The organism is Streptomyces lucensis JCM 4490, assembly GCF_014650035.1.
In the GTDB taxonomy this organism is placed as follows: Bacteria; Actinomycetota; Actinomycetes; order Streptomycetales; family Streptomycetaceae; genus Streptomyces; species Streptomyces lucensis.
Genome location: NZ_BMUE01000005.1, coordinates 138,974 through 156,806 on the forward strand (window position 1 = coordinate 138,974; position 17,833 = coordinate 156,806).

Annotated in this window: 13 protein-coding genes; 7 read left to right on the plus strand and 6 right to left on the minus strand. The window is 70.6% G+C overall.

Annotated features, from left to right (window positions below; all coding sequences use genetic code 11):
• Positions 1 to 15: 15 nt before the first annotated feature.
• From glpK to IE177_RS13840, 3 genes are all read right to left on the minus strand, one after another.
• Complete coding sequence (gene glpK / locus IE177_RS13830; protein ID WP_190015612.1) at positions 16 to 1,554, minus strand: glycerol kinase GlpK; 1,539 nt, start codon at positions 1,552 to 1,554, stop codon at positions 16 to 18.
• A gap of 81 nt (positions 1,555 to 1,635) precedes the next feature.
• The gene (locus IE177_RS13835; RefSeq protein WP_190015613.1) at positions 1,636 to 2,430 is read right to left on the minus strand and encodes an MIP/aquaporin family protein; all 795 of its coding nucleotides are present in this window, start codon (positions 2,428 to 2,430) and stop codon (positions 1,636 to 1,638) included.
• Between the two features lie 368 nt (positions 2,431 to 2,798).
• Positions 2,799 to 3,563, minus strand: a complete 765-nt coding sequence (locus IE177_RS13840; protein WP_190015614.1) for an IclR family transcriptional regulator — start codon at positions 3,561 to 3,563, stop codon at positions 2,799 to 2,801.
• 282 nt (positions 3,564 to 3,845) lie between these two features.
• Here IE177_RS13840 and metH point away from each other — a divergent pair, with 282 nt between their 5' ends.
• From metH to IE177_RS13860, 4 genes are all read left to right on the plus strand, one after another.
• Entirely contained in the window at positions 3,846 to 7,358 is a 3,513-nt protein-coding gene (gene metH, locus IE177_RS13845) for a methionine synthase (protein WP_190015615.1), read from the plus strand.
• A 366-nt stretch (positions 7,359 to 7,724) separates the two neighbouring features.
• Positions 7,725 to 8,426, plus strand: coding sequence for an HAD family hydrolase (locus tag IE177_RS13850; RefSeq protein WP_190015616.1), 702 nt, complete (start codon positions 7,725 to 7,727; stop codon positions 8,424 to 8,426).
• A gap of 433 nt (positions 8,427 to 8,859) precedes the next feature.
• On the plus strand, positions 8,860 to 10,464 hold the full coding sequence (locus tag IE177_RS13855; protein WP_190015617.1) for an ABC transporter substrate-binding protein: 1,605 nt from the start codon (positions 8,860 to 8,862) through the stop codon (positions 10,462 to 10,464).
• A gap of 98 nt (positions 10,465 to 10,562) precedes the next feature.
• On the plus strand, positions 10,563 to 12,143 hold the full coding sequence (locus IE177_RS13860) for an ABC transporter substrate-binding protein (protein WP_190015618.1): 1,581 nt from the start codon (positions 10,563 to 10,565) through the stop codon (positions 12,141 to 12,143).
• Positions 12,144 to 12,204: 61 nt separating this feature from the next.
• Here IE177_RS13860 and IE177_RS13865 read toward each other — a convergent pair whose 3' ends face one another.
• Entirely contained in the window at positions 12,205 to 12,876 is a 672-nt protein-coding gene (locus tag IE177_RS13865) for a response regulator (protein ID WP_190015619.1), read from the minus strand.
• Positions 12,877 to 12,890: 14 nt separating this feature from the next.
• Complete coding sequence (locus IE177_RS13870) at positions 12,891 to 13,931, minus strand: RecB family exonuclease (RefSeq protein WP_190015620.1); 1,041 nt, start codon at positions 13,929 to 13,931, stop codon at positions 12,891 to 12,893.
• Positions 13,932 to 14,106: 175 nt separating this feature from the next.
• On the opposite strand from IE177_RS13870, the gene IE177_RS13875 reads away from it, so the two are divergent.
• From IE177_RS13875 to IE177_RS13885, 3 genes are all read left to right on the plus strand, one after another.
• The gene (locus IE177_RS13875; protein ID WP_190015621.1) at positions 14,107 to 15,624 is read left to right on the plus strand and encodes a site-2 protease family protein; all 1,518 of its coding nucleotides are present in this window, start codon (positions 14,107 to 14,109) and stop codon (positions 15,622 to 15,624) included.
• A 93-nt stretch (positions 15,625 to 15,717) separates the two neighbouring features.
• The gene (locus tag IE177_RS13880) at positions 15,718 to 16,620 is read left to right on the plus strand and encodes a tRNA (adenine-N1)-methyltransferase (RefSeq protein WP_190015622.1); all 903 of its coding nucleotides are present in this window, start codon (positions 15,718 to 15,720) and stop codon (positions 16,618 to 16,620) included.
• Positions 16,621 to 16,869: 249 nt separating this feature from the next.
• The gene (locus tag IE177_RS13885) at positions 16,870 to 17,448 is read left to right on the plus strand and encodes a hypothetical protein (RefSeq protein WP_190015623.1); all 579 of its coding nucleotides are present in this window, start codon (positions 16,870 to 16,872) and stop codon (positions 17,446 to 17,448) included.
• 7 nt (positions 17,449 to 17,455) lie between these two features.
• On the opposite strand, the gene IE177_RS13890 is transcribed toward IE177_RS13885, so the two are convergent.
• A complete protein-coding gene (locus tag IE177_RS13890; protein ID WP_190015624.1) occupies positions 17,456 to 17,758 on the minus strand; it encodes a ferredoxin in 303 nt (100 codons plus the stop codon).
• Positions 17,759 to 17,833 lie beyond the last annotated feature (75 nt).

Sequence of the window (17,833 nt, forward strand, 5' to 3'; positions counted from 1 at the left end):
CGGTTGGGAATCCGCTCAGCTCTCGTCGTCGAGCCAGCCCATGGTCCGCTCGACGGCCTTGAGCCAGTTCTTGTACTCACGGTCGCGGGTCTCCGCGTCCATGCGGGGGGTCCACTCGGCGGCCCGGCGCCAGTTGGCGCGCAGTTCGTCGGTGCTGGACCAGAAGCCGACGGCGAGGCCGGCGGCGTAGGCGGCGCCGAGGCAGGTCGTCTCGGCGACCATCGGGCGCACCACGGGTGCGTCGAGGACGTCGGAGAGCGTCTGCATCAGCAGGTTGTTCGCGGTCATGCCGCCGTCGACCTTGAGGGTCACCAGCTCGTCGCCGGAGTCCTTGACCATGGCGTCGGCGATCTCCCGCGTCTGCCAGGCGGTGGCCTCCAGGACGGCACGGGCCAGGTGCGCCTTGGTCACGTACCGGGTCAGGCCGGCGATCACACCGCGGGCGTCGGAACGCCAGTGCGGGGCGAACAGACCGGAGAAGGCCGGCACGAAGTAGGCGCCGCCGTTGTCCTCGACCGAGAGCGCGAGCGTCTCGATCTCGGCGGCGGTGGAGATCAGGCCCATCTGGTCGCGCATCCACTGGACCAGGGAGCCGGTGACGGCGATCGAGCCCTCGAGGGCGAAGACCGTCGGCTGGTCGCCGATCTTGTAACCGACCGTGGTCAGCAGACCGGCGTAGGAGTTGATGATCTTGTCACCGGTGTTCATCACCATGAAGGTGCCGGTGCCGTAGGTGGACTTGGTCTCGCCCTCGGAGAAGCAGCACTGGCCGAACAGGGCCGCCTGCTGGTCGCCGAGCGCGGAGGCCACCGGGATGCCGCCGAGCAGCTCGCCGAGCTTGCCGCCCTGGATCTCGCCGTAGACCTCGGCGGAGGAGCGGATCTCGGGCAGCATCGCCAGCGGGACGCCGATGGACTCGGCGATCTTGTCGTCCCACTGCATCGTGTGCAGGTTCATGAGAAGGGTGCGGGAGGCGTTGGTGACGTCGGTGTAGTGCTTGCCGCCGTTGACACCGCCGGTCAGGTTCCAGATGACCCAGGTGTCCATGGTGCCGAAGAGGATGTCGCCCGCCTCGGCGCGCTCCTGGAGGCCGTCGACGTTGTCGAGCAGCCAGCGGGCCTTCGGACCGGCGAAGTACGAGGCCAGCGGCAGACCGGTCTCGCGGCGGAACCGGTCCTGGCCGACGTTGCGGCCCAGTTCCCGGCACAGGGCGTCGGTGCGGGTGTCCTGCCAGACGATGGCGTTGTAGACGGGCTCACCGGTGTTCTTGTCCCACAGCACGGTGGTCTCGCGCTGGTTGGTGATGCCGATGGCCTTGATGTCGTCCCGGGTGATGCCGGCCTTCGCGACGGCTCCCGCGACGACCTCCTGGACGTTGGTCCAGATCTCGTTGGCGTTGTGCTCGACCCAGCCCGGCTTCGGGAAGATCTGCTCGTGCTCCTTCTGGTCGACGGCGACGATCCGGCCGTCGCGGTCGAAGACGATGCAGCGCGAGGAAGTGGTGCCCTGGTCGATGGCCGCGATGAACGGGCCTGTGGTGTGGGCGTCGGTCACTGTGTGCTCCTGAAGGATTCCGTGGTGATGGGGCTGTGCTTACGGCGCGTGCTCGAAGACTCGGTGCGCGAAGGCTGCTTCTTAAGCGAAGGCGACGTTGTAGATGCCTGCGGCGATCGCGGCGCCGATCAGCGGACCGACCACCGGGATCCAGGCGTAGCTCCAGTCGGAACCGCCCTTGTTGGGCAGGGGCAGCAGGGCGTGCACGATGCGCGGGCCCAGGTCACGGGCCGGGTTGATCGCGTAGCCCGTGGGGCCGCCGAGGGAGAGGCCGATGGAGACGACCACGAGCGCGGTGATCAGGGCGCCCAGGGGGCCCAGGCCGTTGCCCTTGTCGTTCAGGCCCTGCGTGAGGACGGCGAGCACCAGCACGATGGTGCCGATGATCTCCGTCGCGAGGTTCTGCACAGCGTTCCGGATCTCCGGACCGGTGGAGAAGACGCCCAGGACCGGGCCGGCGCCCTGCTCCTGTGCCTCGACGGCCTTGGCCGTGGTGGCCTGCGCACCCGGGCCGCCGACGATCTCCTTGTCGGTGAGGTGCGCGTGGAACTGGCCGTAGTAGGCCACCCAGACCAGCGTGGCGCCGATCATGGCGCCCAGGAGCTGGCCGCCGATGTAGGTGGGCAGGTTGCTGAAGTCCTTGTCCTTGATCGCGAGCGCGAGCGTCACGGCCGGGTTCAGGTGGGCGCCGGACAGCGGCGCCGAGGTGTAGACGGCCGTCAGCACGGCGAAGCCCCACCCGAAGGTGATGGCCAGCCAGCCGGCGTTACGGGCCTTGGAGGCCTTCAGGGTCACAGCGGCGCAGACGCCGCCGCCGAGCAGGATGAGTATGGCGGTACCGATGGTCTCGCCGATGAAGATGTCGGAGCTGGACACCCGCGACTCCTTTGTCCTTCGTCCAGGGGTAGCCGAACCCCGGGTCCCTCCGGGGGTCTGGCGCCCTCGGGGGTGAGAGCGATGAGCTGGCCCTTGGCGTTGTCACACTCTAACGCGTATTGCCGGTAGGTGTTCGACAATGCCGACCGATGGACGGGAGTCTTGCTGCGGCGTTACGCATGCGTCAAGGGTTCTGTTATCGAAAACAGGATCGTTATTGATCGCCGACGCTTATCGCTCTTACCTCCATGGACGTATCCTCTCGCCCGATATGTCCATTTCAGGGTATGGCGAGAACCGGAACGCCGCTCGCGTCCCGGTCGTCAACCGGTGAATCACCGCTGGTCAGAGGCGGATTGCCCGCCCGTTCAGAACCGCCCGGCGCCCAGGTCCCGGGACACCGCGCGGGCGCAGTCCCGCACCGCGGCGATCAGTTCGGGGCGCAGTTCACCGTCGCGGCACAGCCGCTCCACCGCGCCCGTGATGCCGACCGCGCCCACGGGCATGCGGCGCCGGTCGTGGATGGGGGCGGCGACGGAGGCCACGCCCTCCCAGGTCTCCTCCACGTCCGCCGCGTACCCACGCGCGCGCGTGACGTCGAGAAGGTGCTCGAAGTCCTCCGGCTCGCACACGGTGCGGTCCGTGAAGGGCTTCCTGTCGGCCTCCATGGCCTCGCTGTGCGCCACCGGGTCGTAGGCCGACAGCACCTTGCCGAGCGCCGTGGAGTGCAGGGGCTGCATGGCCCCTATCTCCAGGACCTGCCGGCTGTCGTCCGGCCGGAAGACGTGGTGCACGATCAGGACGCCCTGCTGGTGCAGGACGCCCAGGTACACGCTCTCGCCGCTGGAACGGGCCAGGTCGTCGGTCCACACCAGGGCCCGTGCCCGCAGTTCGTGCACGTCCAGGTACGTGGTGCCGAGCCGCAGCAGCTCCGCGCCCAGCTGGTAGCGCCCCGAGGCGTCGTCCTGTTCGACGAACCCCTCCTGCTGGAGGGTGCGCAGGATGCCGTGGGCGGTGCCCTTGGCGAGGCCCAGGGAGGAGGCGATGTCCGAGAGGCCGAGCCGTCGCTCGCCGCCCGCGAGCAGCCGCAGCATCGCCGCCGCCCGTTCGAGCGACTGGATGTTCCGTGCCATCGCCGTACTGCCTCCGTCTTCTTCGACCACTGGCGAACAGCCCACTAGACACTGTTCGGCAATGTCGAACACTACCGGTCGTTGTCGACTCCCCGCCAATAGTCGGACGACACCAGTTGTGTCACACGGGAGCGCGGCACGGCGTGCGGGCGGCGGCGTCCGCCTCGTGGACGCCGGTGCCCATCCGGGCGGACTCCCGGTTACCCTGACGCCGTGCGGCCTCCCCACCTGGTCCGGGGAAACCGCATAGCCGACAGCCGTCGCATCCCAGGGAGCCCCTTCATGGCCTCGTCGCCAACGTCCCCTTCCGCCGACAGCCGGACCCGCGCGTCCGCGCTCCGAGAGGCGCTCGCCACCCGTGTGGTCGTCGCCGACGGAGCCATGGGCACCATGCTCCAGGCCCAGGAGCCGACCCTCGAGGACTTCGAGAACCTAGAGGGCTGCAACGAGATCCTCAACCTCACCCGCCCCGACATCGTCCGCTCCGTCCACGAGGCGTACTTCGCCGTGGGCGTCGACTGCGTCGAGACGAACACCTTCGGGGCCAACCACTCGGCCATGGCCGAGTACGACATCGCCGACCGCGTGCACGAGCTGTCCGAGGCCGGCGCCCGCATCGCCCGCGAGGTGGCCGACGGGTTCACCGCCTCCGACGGCCGGCCCCGCTGGGTCCTCGGCTCCATCGGCCCCGGCACCAAGCTGCCCACCCTCGGCCACGTGCCCTACCCCACCCTCCGTGACGGCTTCCAGGCCAACGCCGAGGGCCTGCTCGCGGGCGGCGCGGACGCGCTGATCGTGGAGACCACGCAGGACCTGCTGCAGACCAAGGCGTCCGTGCTCGGCGCCCGCCGGGCCATGGAGGCGCTCGGCGCCGACGTCCCGCTGCTGGTGTCCATGGCGTTCGAGACCACCGGCACCATGCTGCTCGGCTCCGAGATCGGCGCCGCGCTCACCGCGCTGGAACCGCTCGGCATCGACATGATCGGCCTGAACTGCTCGACCGGCCCGGCCGAGATGAGCGAGCACCTGCGCTACCTCACCCGGCACTCCCGCATCCCGCTGCTGTGCATGCCCAACGCGGGCCTGCCCGTCCTCACCAAGGACGGCGCGCACTTCCCGCTCGGCCCCGAGGGTTTGGCCGACGCCCAGGAGAACTTCGTCCGGGACTACGGCCTCTCCCTGATCGGCGGCTGCTGCGGCACCACCCCCGAGCACCTGCGCCAGGTCGTCGAGCGGGTCCACGGCCTCACCCCGCCCGAGCGCCGCCCGCAGCCCGAGGCGGGCGCCGCCTCCCTCTACCAGTCGGTCCCCTTCCGCCAGGACACCGCCTACCTGGCCATCGGTGAACGCACCAACGCCAACGGCTCCAAGAAGTTCCGCGAGGCCATGCTGGAGGGCCGCTGGGACGACTGCGTGGAGATGGCCCGGGACCAGATCCGCGAGGGCGCGCACATGCTCGACCTCTGCGTCGACTACGTCGGCCGCGACGGCGTCGCCGACATGGAGGAACTGGCCGGCCGCTTCGCCACCGCCTCCACCCTCCCGATCGTGCTCGACTCCACCGAGGTCGACGTCATCCGGGCCGGCCTGGAGAAGCTCGGCGGCCGCGCGGTGATCAACTCCGTGAACTACGAGGACGGCGACGGCCCGGACTCCCGGTTCGCCAAGGTCACCCGGCTCGCCAGGGAGCACGGCGCCGCCCTGATCGCGCTGACCATCGACGAGGAGGGCCAGGCCCGCACACCCGAGAAGAAGGTCGAGATCGCCGAGCGGCTGATCGCCGACCTCACCGGGAACTGGGGCATCCACGAGGAGGACATCCTCATCGACACCCTGACCTTCACCATCTGTACCGGCCAGGAGGAGTCCCGCAAGGACGGCATCGCCACCATCGAGGCGATCCGCGAGCTGAAGAAGCGGCACCCGGCCGTGCAGACCACCCTGGGCCTGTCCAACATCTCCTTCGGCCTGAACCCGGCCGCCCGCATCCTGCTGAACTCCGTCTTCCTCGACGAGTGCGTCAAGGCGGGCCTGGACTCGGCGATCGTGCACGCCTCGAAGATCCTGCCGATCGCCCGCTTCAGCGAGGAAGAGGTCGCCACGGCCCTCGACCTGATCCACGACCGCCGTTCCGAGGGCTACGACCCCCTGCAGAAGCTCATGCGGCTCTTCGAGGGCGCCACGGCGAAGTCCCTGAAGGCCGGCAAGGCCGAGGAGCTGGCCGCGCTGCCGCTGGAGGAGCGCCTCAAGCGCCGCATCATCGACGGCGAGCGCAACGGCCTGGAGGCGGACCTGGACGAGGCGCTTCAGGACCGCCCGGCACTCGACATCGTCAACGAGACCCTGCTGGACGGCATGAAGGTCGTCGGCGACCTGTTCGGCTCCGGCCAGATGCAGCTGCCGTTCGTCCTGCAGTCCGCCGAGGTCATGAAGGCGGCGGTGGCCCACCTCGAACCGCACATGGAGAAGTCGGACTCCGAGGGCAAGGGCACCATCGTGCTGGCCACCGTGCGCGGCGACGTGCACGACATCGGCAAGAACCTCGTCGACATCATCCTGTCCAACAACGGCTACAACGTCGTCAACCTCGGTATCAAGCAGCCGGTCTCCGCGATCCTGGACGCCGCCGAGGAGCACCGGGCCGACGTCATCGGCATGTCCGGGCTGCTGGTGAAGTCCACGGTGATCATGAAGGAGAACCTGGAGGAGCTGAACCAGCGCAACCTCGCCGCCCGCTTCCCGGTCATCCTCGGCGGCGCCGCCCTGACCCGCGCCTACGTCGAGCAGGACCTGCACGAGATCTACCAGGGCGAGGTCCGCTACGCCCGCGACGCCTTCGAGGGCCTGCGCCTGATGGACGCCCTCATCGGCGTCAAGCGGGGCGTGCCCGGCGCCAAGCTGCCCGAACTCAGGCAGCGCCGGGTGCGCGCCGCCGCCGTCGAGATCGAGGAGCGCCCGCAGGAGGGCCACGTCCGCTCCGACGTCGCCACCGACAACCCCGTGCCCACCCCGCCCTTCTGGGACACCCGCGTCATCAAGGGCATCCAGCTCAAGGAGTACGCGAGCTGGCTGGACGAGGGCGCGCTGTTCAAGGGCCAGTGGGGGCTCAAGCAGGCCCGCACCGGCGAGGGGCCGACGTACGAGGAACTGGCCGAGACCGAGGGCCGCCCCCGGCTGCGCGGCCTCCTCGACCGGCTCCAGACCGAGAACCTGCTCGAAGCGGCTGTCGTCTACGGCTACTTCCCCTGCGTGTCCAAGGACGACGACCTCATCATCCTGGACGAGCGGGGCAACGAGCGCACCCGCTTCACCTTCCCGCGCCAGCGCCGCGGCCGCCGCCTTTGCCTCGCCGACTTCTTCCGTCCGGAGGAGTCGGGCGAGACGGACGTCGTCGGCCTCCAGGTCGTCACCGTCGGCTCCCGCATCGGCGCGGAGACCGCCAAGCTCTTCGAGGCCAACGCCTACCGCGACTACCTCGAACTGCACGGTCTGTCCGTCCAGCTGGCCGAGGCCCTCGCCGAGTACTGGCACGCCCGCGTCCGCGCCGAACTGGGCTTCGCCGGCGAGGACCCGGCCGCCATCGAGGACATGTTCGCCCTCAAGTACCGGGGCGCCCGCTTCTCCCTCGGCTACGGCGCCTGCCCCGACCTGGAGGACCGCGCCAAGATCGCCGAGCTGCTGAGGCCCGACCGGATCGGCGTCCAGCTGTCCGAGGAGTTCCAGCTGCACCCCGAGCAGTCCACGGACGCCATCGTGATCCACCACCCGGAGGCCAAGTACTTCAACGCCCGCTGAGCCCTCCCGGGGGGTCGGCGGGGCGCCCACGCGGCGTCGGGTCGCGGGTTTCGCGGGGCGGGTGGGTGGTGGGCTGGTCGCGCAGTTCCCCGCGCCCCTGGGGGTGTGTCGTGCTGTGCGCTGCGTGCGACGGTTTTCCGGGGTGGCCGGGGCGCGTATGCGGCGGGTGTCGCGGGTGCGGGTGGGTGGTGGGCCGGTCGCGCGGTTCCCCGCGCCCCTGGGGGCGCGCCCCCAGGGGCGCGTCAGATGGCTGGGCGCCGGTACGGCCAGGCGTTTCGGACGGCGAAGTCGTACACTGGTCGGTCCACTGCAGGCCGGTTCCCCGCGCGGAACCGGCCTGGTCGTCCCTCAAGGAGGTGCGCCAGGATGACCAGCACGGTCCCCGCGCTCGGAACCCGTACGGCCGAAGGGTCCGCCCTGCAGGCGGTGCTCCTCGACATGGACGGCACCCTGGTCGACACCGAGGGCTTCTGGTGGGACGTCGAGGTGGAGGTCTTCGCCTCCCTCGGCCACCCCCTGGACGAGTCCTGGCGGCACGTCGTGGTCGGCGGCCCCATGACCCGCAGCGCCGGCTTCCTCATCGAGGCCACCGGCGCCGACATCACCCTCGCCGAACTCGCCGTGCTGCTCAACGAGGGCTTCGAGGACCGCATCGGCCACGCCCTGCCGCTGATGCCGGGCGCCGCCCGGCTGCTCGCCGAACTCCACGAGCACGCGATCCCCACGGCCCTGGTCTCCGCGTCCCACCGGCGCATCATCGACCGCGTGCTGGCCGTGCTCGGCGCCCACCACTTCCAGCTGTCCGTCGCCGGCGACGAGATCTCACGCACCAAGCCCTTCCCCGACCCCTACCTGTTCGCCGCCGCACGGCTCGGCGCGGACCCGGCCAGGTGCGCCGTCGTCGAGGACACCGCGACCGGCGTCGCCGCCGCCGAGGCAGCGGGCTGCCGGGTGGTCGCCGTACCCTCCGTCGCCCCGATCACCCCGGCCGTGGGACGCACCGTGGTCACCTCCCTGGAAGAGGTGGATCTGCCATTTCTGCGGGACCTGATGACGGATATGCGCTAGCCCTTCACCCAGCGTGCGAAGACCATTGGCCACGTTGGCCAGAATTCCAGGGAAGTACGTCCGAGCGGAATAACGGAGTCGGGCGGCGGCCGAATTCCACTGACTGCCCACACAGTTGCGTGTGTGAGGTTCCCCACTCCAGGCGCTCTCGACAACGTTGGCAGGCTGTGCTGATCCGGCCCGGTGGTCCGGAATCGGCAGGTGCTTGTGTCCCGATTGGTGGGATGCTGCACTAATCCTGCCGCTGTCGGGTTTTCGGTGTGTCCGCACCCGGTTCCACTGCGTGATGGGATCTCAACTCACGCGGCCGCGAACCCCCGTGCGCCCGCGGACTAATCTCATCGCGAGAACATCGCCGCACACCCCCGTGATCCGCCGCACCACCCATGCATGCCGGGTACACGGACACGAACAGCTCTGGAGAAACACCCGCATGAACCGCAAGACTCTGGTGCTGCCGGCGGTCGCCGGCCTGCTCACCCCGGTCCTCGCCGCCTGCGGCACGACCGAGAGCGGGAGCCACGGCGGCGACGCCATCGTCGTCGGCACCACCGACCGGTTCACCGCAACCACGGACGCCCCCGCCCCCCTCGACCCGGCCTACGCCTACGACGTCGGCACCTGGAACATCCTGCGCCAGACCGTGCAGACCCTGATGAGCCAGCCCAAGGGTGAGGGCGACCCCGTCCCGGACGCCGCCGAGAGCTGCACCTTCACCGACAGCGGCAACGAGCGCTACGCCTGCAAGCTGCGCTCCGGCCTGCAGTTCGCGAGCGGCGACCCGGTGACCGCGTCGGACGTCAAGTACTCCATCGAGCGTGCGCTGCGCATCGACTCCGACAGCGGCGTCTCCGCCCTGCTGAACACCATCGACACGATCGAGACGCAGGGCGAGCACGAGGTCATCTTCCACCTCAAGACGGCCGACGCCACCTTCCCGTACAAGCTGTCCACCCCGGTCGCGGGCATCGTCAACCCGAAGGACTACGAGAAGGACAAGCTCCGCGACGGCTTCGACGTCGACGGCTCCGGCCCCTACACCTTCGACGCCGACGTCGAGGACAACGCGATCGTCAGCGCCACCTTCACGAAGAACCCCTCCTACAAGGGCTACGTGACGGTGAACAACGACCAGGTCGAACTGCGCTCCTTCGAGGACGCGGACGCCATGGGCACCGCGATCGACAAGGGTGACATCGACGTCATGACCCGCACCATGACGCCCGCGCAGATCAAGAAGCTGGACGCCGTCAGCGACGGCGACGTCGACCTGGTCGACATGCCGGGCCTCGAGATCCGCTACCTGGCCTTCGACACCGAGGCGCCCAGCGTGAAGTCCAAGGCCGTACGCCAGGCCATGGCCCAGGTCGTCAACCGCGGCGAACTCGTCTCCAAGGTCTACGGCACCCAGGCCGAGCCGCTGTACTCGCTCGTCCCCGCCACCATCACCGGCCACTCCAACTCGTTCTTCAACAAGTACGGCAACCCCAGCGCCGCGAAGGCGAAGAGCCTGCTCGCCAAGGCCGGCATCACCACCCCGGTGAAGCTGACCCTGCACTACACCACCGACCACTACGGTTCGGCCACCAAGCAGGAGTTCGAGATCCTGCAGCGTCAGCTGAACAACAGCGGCCTGTTCGACGTCTCCATCAAGGGCCACCCCTGGGACACCTTCCGGCCCGCCGAGAAGAAGGGCGAGTACGACGTCTACGGCATGGGCTGGTTCCCGGACTTCCCCGACGCCGACAACTTCCTCGCGCCCTTCCTCGACAAGGACAACTTCCTCGGCTCGCCGTACTCCAACGGCATGGTGCAGCGCGACCTGATCCCGGAGTCCCGCCGCGAGGCCGACCGGCTCGGCGCCTCCAACACCCTGACGGACATCCAGGACATCGTCGCCGACGACGTCCCCGTCCTTCCGCTGTGGCAGGGCAAGCAGTACGTCGCAGCCCGCACCGACGTCAAGGGCGTCGCCTATGCCCTCAACTCCTCCTCGAGCCTCCAGCTGTGGGAGCTCAGCCGCGGTGCGAGCGGCTGACGTCTCTCCTCCGTCCGGGGCCGGGGACGGCCCGCCCCGGACATCCGGGACCAGGACGGTGGCCCCGGGACGACGAACCGACGACAAGGCACAAGCAAGTGAACATGCGCAACCAGTGGCCAGTCCTGCCCGTCGTGGTGGGGCTGGCCTCCGGCCTGTTGACCGGCTGCGGCTCGGAGACCGGCGATTCCGGGGGTACCGGCTCAGCCGTGGTGATGGGGATGTCCGACGACGTCCTCGCCACGGACCCGGCGTCCGGCTACGACCCCGGCTCCTGGGTGTTGTTCAACAACGTCTTCCAGTCGCTGCTCAGCTTCCCCAAGGGCGCGGCCGAACCGGAACCCGAACTGGCTGAGCAGTGCACCTTCACCGACACCCGGGCCATGGTGTACAAGTGCCGGCTGAAGGACGGCCTGAAGTTCAGCAACGGTGACGACCTCACCTCCGAGGACGTCAAGTTCTCGTTCGACCGCACCATGAAGATCGACGATCCCGCGGGCCCCGCCATCATGTTCCCCATGCTGGGCAGGGTCGAGACCCCGGACGCCAGGACGGTCGTCTTCCACCTCAAGGTCCCGGACGCCACCTTCCCCAGCAAGATAGCCTCCGGCGCCGGCTCCATCGTCGACCACCGGCAGTACGACGCCGACGGCCTGCGTACCGACCACAAGGCCGTGGGCTCCGGCCCCTACACGCTGGACTCCTTCGACAAGGACCAGGCGGTCTTCTCCGTCAACGGCAACTACAAGGGCACCGCCGAGGTCAGCAACTCCGGCGTCACCGTGAAGTTCTTCCACGGCGACCGCACCGCCCTGAAGCAGGCCCTCCTCGACGGCGACGTCGACATCGCCTACCGGGGCCTGACCGCCGCGGACATCGCCGACCTCGACAAGCAGGACGGCAGCAAGGGCGTCGACGTCGTCGACGGCAACAGCGCCGAGGTCCAGCACCTGGTCTTCAACGTGAAGGACCCGGTCGCGGGCAAGCTCGGCGTCCGCAAGGCCATGGCCCACCTCATCGACCGCGACGCCCTCATCAGGGACATCTACCAGGGCACCGCCACCCCGCTGTACTCGATCATCCCGGCGGGCATCGCGGGCCACAACACCGCCTTCTTCGACACCTACGGCGCCCGCCCCAATCGCGCCAAGGCCGCCGCCGCGCTGCGCGCCGACGGCATCACCGGCAAGGTCAAGCTCACCCTGTGGTCCACGCCGTCCCGTTACGGCCCCGCCACCGACGAGGAGCTGAAGGCCATCGCCGGGCAGCTCAACGCCAGCGGGCTGTTCGACGCCGACGTCAAGTCCGTCGCCTTCGACCAGTACGAGAAGGACATCGCCAAGGGCAAGTACGGCGTCTACGTCAAGGGCTGGGTGCCCGACTACCCGGACGCCGACAACTTCACGGCGCCCTTCTTCGGCAAGGGCAACGTGCTCAGCAACAACTACAGCAACCGCACCATCACCGGAACGCTGATCCCCGACACGGCCGCGCAGAGCGACCGCGCCGCCACCGACAAGGACTTCGGCAAGCTCCAGGACATCGTCGCCGCCGAACTGCCCGTCCTGCCGGTGTGGCAGGCCAAGCAGTACGCCGTCGCCCGGGACGGCGTCTACGGCCTCGAGTACTGCCTGGACGCCTCGACCGTGTTCCGGTTCTGGGAACTCAGCAAGGGCTGACGGCCGGACGACGCGAAGGGCGCCCCTGACCGAACGGCAGGGGCGCCCTTCGCCGTACCCGCTACTGCGCGCCGGGACGCACCAGGCCGCTCTCGTACGCGTACACCGCGGCCTGCACCCGGTCGCGCAGACCCAACTTGGTGAGCACGTGCCCCACATGGGTCTTCACGGTCGTCTCACTGACGAACAGGTCGGCCGCGATCTCGGCGTTGGACAGCCCCCGCGCCACCAGCTTCAGCACCTCCACCTCCCGGTCCGTGAGGGTGTGCAGGGTGTGCGGCACGGGCTCCTCACCCGACGGCAGGTGCGTGGCGTACTTGTCCAGCAGGCGGCGCGTGATGCTCGGCGCCAGCATGGCCTCCCCGCCCGCGACGACCCGGATCGCCTGCACCAGCTCGTTGGCGGGCGCGTCCTTGAGCAGGAAGCCACTGGCACCGGCCCGCAGCGCCTCCACCACGTACTCGTCCAGGTCGAACGTGGTCAGCACCAGCACCTTCGCCGGGCCGTCCCGGCCCGGACCGGTGATCTGCCGGGTCGCCTCCACGCCGTCCATGCGGGGCATGCGGATGTCCATCAGCACGACGTCCGGCTGCAGCGCACGGACCTGGTCGAGGGCCTGCAGGCCGTCACCGGCCTCGCCGACGACCGCGAGATCCTGCTCGGCCTCCAGGATCATCCGGAAACCGGTACGCAGCAGCGGCTGGTCGTCGACCAGTAGGACGCGGATGGCCACGTGACACTCCTTCGCTAGTCCGGCCCCATTCTGCCCTGGGCGCCGTCACCGGAACCGGCCGCCCTCACGCTCAGCGGATAGGGCGGGGGAGTGCCGCCGAACTCCGGGCAGTGCGCCCGGTGGTCGCACCAGCCGCACAGCTTCGTCGGCCGCGGCCGCCAGTCGCCGCTCTCCGTCGCCTCCCGGATCGCCTGCCACAGCGCCAGCAGCTTGCGCTCCACCCGCTCCAGGTCGGCGAGGACGGGATCGTAGGTCAGCACGTCCCCGCTGCCGAGATAGACCAGCTGCAGCCGCCGCGGCACCACCCGCTTCAGCCGCCACACCACCAGGGCGTAGAACTTCATCTGGAACAGCGCGCCCTCGGCGTACTCCGGCCGGGGCGCCTTGCCCGTCTTGTAGTCGACGATCCGCACCTCACCGGTCGGCGCCACGTCCACCCTGTCGATGATCCCGCGCAGCCGCAGCCCGGAATCCAGCTCGGCCTCCACGAAAAGCTCCCGCTCGGCCGGCTCCAGCCGCGTCGGGTCCTCCAGCGTGAACCAGCGCTCCACCAGCCGCTCGGCCTCCTGCAGCCAGCCGGCCAGCCGCTCACCGCCCGGGTCGTCGGCGAACAGCTCGGTCACCTCCGGCCGGGTCTGCCGCAACCGGTCCCACTGCCCCGGGACCAGCGCCCTGGCGCGCGGTGCGGTCCGCTCCCCGGCCGGCGCGTCGAACAGCCGCTCCAGCACCGCGTGCACCAGGGTCCCGCGGGTCGCGGCCTCGCTCGGCTTCTCGGGCAGCCGGTCGATCACCCGGAAGCGGTACAGCAACGGGCACTGCATGAAGTCACTGGCCCGCGACGGGGACAGTGACGTGGGCGCGGCGGCCGCACGCCCGGCGCCGCCGGCATCGGCGCCCGCCGCCACGCCCTCGGCCGTAACGGCGGCCCCGCCGGACGCCGCCGCCGACGCCGGCCCGGGCTGTGCCGGGACGGTGGGGCCCGTCGGCTCGGCCGCGTCCCGCGGGGCGTCCGCGCCGCCCGGCAGGGAGCCCGCCTCCTCCATGCTGCTGTCCATGCCCCAGACCTTACGGCCCGCCACCGACAGTCACCCCGTCCCGCCCGCGTCGACCGCGCCACAGCGGGCAAACACAAGGGGTGCCGGGGGCAGCGTGCCGTCCAGGCCGCATACCATCGACCAGAGACCCTTCCGCCCGGCAGGCGCGGAGGGACGCTTCGAACGAGGGGACACCGTGGACGTGAGCGGCGGCAGCGGGCAGCCGCGGTCCGGCAACGAGGAGCCGGCCGAGCACCCCGCAGGTCCTACGGCCCCGGCGACCGGACCCACCGACCAGCCCGGACCCGGTGACGCGCGTCCCGACGCGCCGCCACCCCCCGCTCGGGACCCGGCCCGCGCGGACCGGACCCCGGAGCACGACGAACAGCGCCCGGCCGCTCCGGCGCGACCGGAGCCCGACACCGCCGGCACCGCGGGCGCGGCGGGCGTCCCGGAGACCGAAGGACAAGCCCCCCACCCGCACCCCGGCCGGCCCGAGCACCGCACCCTCGCCCACTCCGGCATCGCCAAGGGTGAGCCGCCCCAGCCCCGCCCCAAGGAACCCGGCGGAGGCATCCTCATGGGCCGCCCCTTCGGCGTCCCCGTCTACGTGGCACCCAGCTGGTTCCTCGTCGCAGCCCTGATCACCTGGGTGTTCGGCGGCCAGCTCGACCGCGTGCTGCCCGAACTCGGCGCCGCCCGCTACCTGGTCTCCCTCTTCTTCGCCGTCGCCTTCTACGCCTCCGTCCTGGTCCACGAACTGGCCCACACGGTCGCCGCGATCCGCTTCAAGCTCCCGGTCCGCCGCATCCAGCTGCAGTTCTTCGGCGGCGTCTCCGAGATCGAGAAGGAGGCCGAGACCCCGGGGCGCGAATTCGTGCTCGCCTTCGTCGGCCCCCTGCTGTCACTCGTCCTGGCCGGCGCCTTCTACCTCGCCATGAAACCCGTCGACCCCGGCACCGTCCCGGGCGTGCTGCTCGCCGGCCTCATGGTCTCCAACCTCATCGTCGCGATCTTCAACCTCCTGCCCGGCCTGCCCCTCGACGGCGGCCGCATGCTCCGTGCCGTCGTCTGGAAGATCTCCGGCAAGCCGATGACCGGCACCGTCGCCGCCGCCTGGGTCGGCCGCGCCCTCGCCGTGAGCGTCCTGATCGGCCTGCCCCTGCTCAACCAGTCCGGCGCCCTCGGCGGGAGCGGCGAGGACACCGGGGGCATGGACACCGTCACCGACGCCCTGCTCGCCGCCATCCTCGCCGCCATCATCTGGACCGGCGCCGGCAACAGTCTGCGCATGGCCCGCCTGCGCGAACACCTCCCCGAACTGCGGGCCCGCACCCTCACCCGGCGAGCCGTCCCCGTCGAGACCGACACCCCCCTCTCCGAGGCCCTGCGCCGCGCCAACGCCGCCGGCGCCCGCGCCCTGGTCGTCGTCGACGCCGACGGGCACCCCCTCTCCCTCGTCCGCGAGGCCGCGATCGTCGGCGTACCCGAGCACCGCCGCCCCTGGGTGGCCGTCAGCGGCCTCGCCCAGGAGCTGACCGAAGGCATGCGCGTCTCCGCCGAACTCGCGGGGGAGGAACTGCTGGACACCCTGCGCGCCACCCCCGCCACCGAATACCTCGTCGTCGAGGACACCGGGGAGATCTACGGCGTCCTGTCCGCCGCGGACGTCGAACGGGCCTTCGTGAAGGCCATGGCCCGCCCCACCGCCTAGGACGGGCCCGGCACCGCGGCCGGGCGCCCGGGACGGGTCCGGCCGCCGCCGGACGTGGTCGGCGGTCCCGTCAAACGCCGGTAGGCTGGTCACATGTCCGAACCGACCGGTGCCGCCCGCAGGCGCGGGCCCTTCAAGGTCGGGGACCAGGTTCAGCTGACCGACCCCAAGGGCCGCCACTACACGTTCACGCTCGAAGCCGGGAAGAACTTCCACACCCACAAGGGCTCCTTCCCGCACGACGAACTGATCGGCGCTCCCGAGGGCAGCGTTGTCCGCACCACCGGCAACGTCGCCTACCTCGCGCTGCGCCCCCTGCTCCCCGACTACGTCCTGTCCATGCCCCGCGGGGCAGCCGTCGTCTACCCCAAGGACGCGGGGCAGATCCTCGCCTTCGCCGACATCTTCCCCGGCGCCCGCGTCGTCGAGGCCGGCGTCGGCTCCGGCTCGCTCAGCAGCTTCCTGCTGCGCGCCATCGGCGACCAGGGCATGCTGCACTCCTACGAGCGCCGCGAGGACTTCGCCGACATCGCCCGGCAGAACGTGGAGCGCTACTTCGGCGGCCCGCACCCCGCCTGGCGGCTCACCGTCGGCGACCTCCAGGACAACCTGTCCGACACCGACGTCGACCGCGTCATCCTCGACATGCTCGCCCCCTGGGAATGCCTGGAGGCCGTCTCCAAGGCGCTGGTCCCGGGCGGTATCCTGTGCTGCTACGTCGCCACCACCACCCAGCTCGCCCGGACCGTGGAGTCCATCCGGGAGATCGGCTGCTTCAACGAGCCGACCGCCTGGGAGACCATGATCCGCAACTGGCACATCGAGGGCCTGGCCGTCCGCCCGGACCACCGGATGATCGGCCACACCGGCTTCCTGCTCACCGCCCGCCGCCTCGCCGACGGCGTAGAGCCGCCCATGCGCCGCCGCCGTCCCGCCAAGGGCGCCTACGGCGAGGACTACGCCGGACCGAACGCCGACGGCGGCGCCGGCCGCTGACCGGCCCGGCCCCGCACGCGTACAACGCGAGAGCGCCGTGGCCGAGTTCCCGACCACCTTCGGGAACTCGGCCACGGCGCTCGCGCGTTGACAGCAGACCGGGAATCCGCGGCTCACGAGCCCGAGCGGCACGGCGCGCCCGCGGGCGCGCCGCCGCGGAAAACCAGGACCCCGCCGTTCCCCCGCACTGTGACGTGTGGCACCATGCTGGCCACCCCACCGGCACAGCCCTCACAGGAGACACTCCTAGTGCAGCAATCCGCCGTTCCGGAGCTCGCCCACGCTCAGACCCGGCCCATCCACTGGGTCGCCACCGCCACCGCCGTCGCCGGCGTCGTGGCCCTCTCCTCCGTCGTACAGCCCGGATCGGCAACGGCCGCCCAGTCCACCACCGGCACCCGTACCCAGTCCGCACCCGCGGCGGTCCAGCCGCCCGGCACGGCCGGCGTGCACTTCCCGCTGCAGTGCGGTCCGGTGAAGGCCGTCGTCACCAAGAAGGCCACCGGCGACCTCGACGGCGACGGCCGACCGGAGACCGTCGCCGTGGTGCACTGCGACGCCCCCATGGGCACCCCGCCCGACGGCCTCTACGTCCTCACCCGCGCCGCCGGCGGCAGGCCCCGCGTGGTCGCCACCCTCGTCGACCCCAAGAACCGGCACACCGTCACCGGCTTCGCCGTCCGCTCGGGCAAGGTCAGCGCCACCCTGCTCGGCTACTCCACCGACTCCGTGCCCAGTTGCTGCCCCGACGTGAAGACCCCGGCCGAGTGGCGGTGGAACGGCAACGCGTTCATCCGCTCCGCACCGGCCGGGTCCCACAGCGTCTGAACCGGACTCACTCCGCGTCCGGCCCGTACACCTCGGCCCCGTCCAGGACCCGGCGCACGTGGATGCACTCGCCGGGACACTCCTTCGCCGAGTCCACCACGTCCGCCAGCAACGGCAGCGGCACCGGCGTCGTGGCCCCCGCGGCATCCAGCAGCTCGCCGTCCGCGCCCTTCACATAGGCCAGCCCGTCGATGTCCAGCTCGAACACCTCGGGGGCGTACTGGGCACAGATCCCGTCGCCGGTACACAGGTCCTGGTCTATCCAGACCTCCAGCGCCTCCCCGCCCACGGCCTCCTGCTGCACGGTCACCTCTCCTGCCGTCGGTTCGCCGGACGGAGGTGCCGGCGCGCACGCCAGCCCGGTCCGTTCCAGCGGCTGTTGAAC

Bases quoted from the DNA above. Each gene is read 5' to 3' on its own strand.
- IE177_RS13840 (WP_190015614.1), bottom strand. From the start codon at position 3,563: ATGGCACGGAACATCCAGTCGCTCGAACGGGCGGCGGCGATGCTGCGG.
- metH (WP_190015615.1), top strand. From the start codon at position 3,846: ATGGCCTCGTCGCCAACGTCCCCTTCCGCCGACAGCCGGACCCGCGCG.
- IE177_RS13850 (WP_190015616.1), top strand. From the start codon at position 7,725: ATGACCAGCACGGTCCCCGCGCTCGGAACCCGTACGGCCGAAGGGTCC.
- IE177_RS13855 (WP_190015617.1), top strand. From the start codon at position 8,860: ATGAACCGCAAGACTCTGGTGCTGCCGGCGGTCGCCGGCCTGCTCACC.
- IE177_RS13870 (WP_190015620.1), bottom strand. From the start codon at position 13,931: ATGGACAGCAGCATGGAGGAGGCGGGCTCCCTGCCGGGCGGCGCGGAC.
- IE177_RS13880 (WP_190015622.1), top strand. From the start codon at position 15,718: ATGTCCGAACCGACCGGTGCCGCCCGCAGGCGCGGGCCCTTCAAGGTC.